Below are 3,849 nucleotides of genomic sequence, written 5' to 3' on the forward strand. Positions count from 1 at the left end.
GCCACCCCCATGATCAGGCCCTTCTTGCCCTTCATCAGGTCGCCCGCGGGCATGTTCCAGCCGCTCTCGCTCGCCATGTCGTGTCTCCGTGTTTGCCCGCGCTTTCTGGACGGTCCGGGCGAGGGAGACAAGGCGGCAGGTCAGTCGCGCGCGGCTCCGGTCAGCGCTCGCGGCGGCGCGCCAACCGGTCCAGCAGGGGGGTCGCCGTCACCCCGTGCAGCAGGATCGAAACGAGGATGATGAAGCCCACCACCGCCCAGAGCCGCTCGCTGTCGCCGAAGTCGCCGTGGTTCAGCCCATAGGCGAGGTAGTAGACCGAGCCGACGCCGCGGATGCCCAGGAAGGCGAGCAGCAGTCGTTCCCGCATCGGCTGACCCGACCCGATCATGGCGACCAGGCCCGCAACCGGCCGGACCACCAGCACCACCGCCAGGCCGACAAGGGCGTCGGACCAGGTCAGGCTGGACAGAAGGCCGTTGGCCAGCGCGCCGCCGAACAGGATCAGCAGCAGCATCATGAGCAGGCGCTCGATCTGGTCCGAGACGTCGTGCATCTCGCCATGGAACTCGTGGTCGCGCTCCGAGCCGCGGATTGTGACGGCGCAGACGAAGACCGCGAGAAAACCGTAACCGTGCGCCAGCTCCGTGGCGCCGTAGGCGATCAGGGTGGCCGCCAGCGACACCAGGCCGTCGCCGAACCGGGTCTCGCCGGGTCCGCGGGCGTGGAAGATCAGCTTGCCGAAGGCCCAGCCGACCAGCCAGCCGACCCCGAGGCCGGCCAGCAGCTTCCATCCAAGCTTGATCGTCAGCCAGTCCTGCACCCCGTCCTGGGTGAACAGACCGCCGGCCGCCGCGAGGATGGCGAGGTGGACGAACGGAAACGCCAGGGCGTCGTTGAGGCCGGCCTCCGAGGTCAGGCCGAACCGCACCTCGTCCTCGTCGCCGGACTGGGGCGGACCGACCTGCACGTCGGCGGCGAGAACAGGATCGGTCGGGGCCATGGCGGCCCCGAGCAGCAGCGCCATCGCGAGGCTGAAGCCGAGCCCCGCGACGCCCAGCCAGGCGACGGCCGCGATGGTCAGGGGCATGGCGACGGCCAGAAGCCGCCAGGTGGTCGACCAGCGCCGCCAGCCGATCGGCCGGTCCAGCTTCAGCCCGGCGCCCATCAGGCTGATGATGACCACCAGCTCGGTCAGCCGCTCGGTGGCGGTGTCCCAGGTGCGGGGGTCGGGATTGAAGGCGAACAGGCCGGTGGAGAAGACCAGCACCCCCAAGGCCACGCAAAGAATCGCCAGCGTCAGGGGCAACTTCCTCAGCCCCATGGGCGCCCACGAAACGAGCAGGACCACGGCCCCCAGGCCGAGCAGGAACAGGATGTAGGGGTCGAGGGTCAGGCGCGGCTCCCGGAATCCGGCGTCGGGGCCGGAAGCCGGTTATAGCGCGCGCGCGGACGGAGGGTTGCTCAGACCTTCGACAGGATCAGCGTGCCGTTGGTCCCACCGAAGCCGAAGCTGTTGGACATGACGTGCTTCAGCTCGCCGTCGTGCCGCTCGCGCAGGATCGGCATGCCCTCGAACTCGGGGTCGAGGTTCTCGATGTGGGCGCTTTCGGCGGCGAAGCCGTTCTTCATCATCAGCAGGCAGTAGATCGCCTCCTGCGCCCCGGCCGCGCCGAGCGAATGGCCCGTCAGCGACTTGGTCGAGGAGATCATCGGCAGGTCGTCGCCGAAGACGTTGCGGACGGCCCCCATCTCCTTGGAGTCGCCGACCGGCGTCGAGGTGCCGTGCGGGTTGAGGTAGTCGATGCGCGGATTGCCGGCCATCTCCAGCGCTATGCGCATGCAGCGCTCGGCGCCCTCGCCCGATGGGGCGACCATGTCGTAGCCGTCTGAGTTGGCGCCGTAGCCGGTGACCTCTGCGTAGATGGTCGCGCCGCGCGCCACGGCCCGCTCGTACTCTTCCAGCACCACGATGCCGGCGCCGCCGGCGATAACGAAGCCGTCGCGGTCCTTGTCATAGGCGCGGCTGGCCACGGCGGGCGTGTCGTTGAAGTTCGAGGACATCGCGCCCATCGCGTCGAACATGTTCGACATGGACCAGTCGATGTCCTCGACGCCGCCGGCGAAGACCATGTCCTGCTTGCCCCAGGCGATCTGTTCGGCGGCCGCGCCGATGCAGTGGGCCGAGGTCGCGCAGGCCGAGCTGATCGAATAGTTCACGCCCCGAAGCTCGAACCAGGTGGCGAGCACGGCCGACGGGCCGGAGGCCATGGCCTTGGGCACGGCGAACGGGCCGATGCGCTTGGGCGAGCCCTTTTCCTTGGTGGTGTCCGCGGCCTGCAGGATCACCTGCGTCGAGGGGCCGCCCTCGCCGACGATGACGCCGATGCGGTCGGACTTGATGTCGTCCGGCGTCAGGCCGGCGTCCTTCAGCGCCTCCTCGAAGGCGATGTGGCCCCAGGCGGTGCCGTTGGCCAGGAAGCGGGCGGCGCGGCGATCGACCAGCGGGACCCAGTCCTCGGCTGTTACGCCCAGGGCGGGCGGGGCCCAGACCTGGCTGCGGAAACCGTGTGCGATATGGTCTGGCGCCGCCACGACGCCGGACTTCGCCTCTCGCAGGGAGGCTGTGACTTCGTCCTGCCCCGTGCCGATGGAGGAGACGATGCCGAGACCGGTGACGACGACACGCCGCATGGTGGGATTTCCTTCTTGAACTCAGTCCGCCGCGTAGCCCGTGATCCGTAACGGCTTCAGCCGCCTACGGGTTCGGTCGCGCCGAACAGGCCGACCCGCATGTCGGCAGCCGTATAGATAGGCACGCCGTCCGCTTCGAGAACCCCGTCGGCGATGCCCATGACCAGGCGCCGGTTGATGACCCGCTTGAGGTCGATCTTGTAGACCACCTTCTTGATGTCGGGCGTGACCTGGCCGGTGAACTTGACCTCGCCGACGCCCAGCGCCCGGCCGCGGCCCGGGCCGCCGATCCATCCGAGGTAGAAGCCGACCAGCTGCCACATGGCGTCGAGGCCGAGACAGCCCGGCATGACCGGATCGCCGATGAAGTGACACTGGAAGAACCAGAGGTCGGGACGGATGTCCAGCTCAGCCTCGATATAGCCCTTGCCGTGGGCGCCGCCGTCCGCGTTGATCGTGACGATGCGGTCGAACATCAGCATCGGCGGGGCCGGCAGCTTCGCGTTCTGGGGGCCGAACAGGTCGCCCCGTCCCGCGGCCAGAAGGGCCTCGTAGTCGAAGGACGAGGGTTGGTTCAGCTGGCTCAACGCGGCGCTCTCCGGCGGATGTCGCCGTGGAGGTACACGACGGGAACCGGAGGCTCAAACCTTTTCAGAACCGTTGGGCGGGCCCCGGCGGGCTCAGCCGTCGGCCCGGGCCGCGCCCCGCGCGTCGAGCACGGACACGGTGGCGCGGTAGCATTCGCAGGCGATACGCTCGAGTGCGGCGCGGTCGCGCACCGTGATCCGGCCGCGCGAATAGGAGATGGCCCCGGCCTTCTGCAGGCCCTGCGCCGCCTCGTTCACCGTGGTGCGCTGCGAGCCCAGCATGCTGGCCAGATACTCCTGCGTCAGGCTGAGGGTGTCGCCCTCGACCCGGTCGTGGCAACGCAGCAGCCATTTGGCGAACCGCTGCTCGGCGCGGTGCAGGGCGTTGCAGGCCGCCGACTGCTCCAACTCGCCCTGCATGCTCGACATAAACTCGGCGACCGTTTCCCGGATCGCGGGCCGAGCCGCCGCCAGCGCCCGGAACTTCGGCGCCTCGATCCGCCAGGAGGCGCCGCCCAGCTGGGCATGGCTTCGGGTGAAGGCGTGCTGCCGGACGGTCGAGGCCACGACG

4 protein-coding genes are annotated in these 3,849 nt (G+C 69.3%); all 4 read right to left on the minus strand.

Annotated features, from left to right (window positions below):
- Window positions 1-160 precede the first annotated feature (160 nt).
- Window positions 161-1,348 carry a cation:proton antiporter gene (locus VGB60_RS00505; protein WP_331036336.1) on the minus strand — a complete coding sequence of 396 codons (1,188 nt, stop codon included), beginning with the start codon at window positions 1,346-1,348 and terminating at the stop codon, window positions 161-163.
- A gap of 113 nt (window positions 1,349-1,461) precedes the next feature.
- Window positions 1,462-2,691, minus strand: a complete 1,230-nt coding sequence (gene fabB / locus VGB60_RS00510) for a beta-ketoacyl-ACP synthase I (protein ID WP_331036337.1) — start codon at window positions 2,689-2,691, stop codon at window positions 1,462-1,464.
- Between the two features lie 56 nt (window positions 2,692-2,747).
- On the minus strand, window positions 2,748-3,269 hold the full coding sequence (gene fabA, locus VGB60_RS00515) for a 3-hydroxyacyl-[acyl-carrier-protein] dehydratase FabA (protein ID WP_331036339.1): 522 nt from the start codon (window positions 3,267-3,269) through the stop codon (window positions 2,748-2,750).
- 102 nt (window positions 3,270-3,371) lie between these two features.
- Window positions 3,372-3,849, minus strand: a 478-nt coding sequence (locus VGB60_RS00520) for a Crp/Fnr family transcriptional regulator (RefSeq protein ID WP_331036338.1), incomplete at its 5' end; no start/stop codon positions are given.

Origin of the sequence: Brevundimonas sp., assembly GCF_036399195.1 — a bacterium.
In the GTDB taxonomy this organism is placed as follows: domain Bacteria; phylum Pseudomonadota; class Alphaproteobacteria; order Caulobacterales; family Caulobacteraceae; genus Brevundimonas.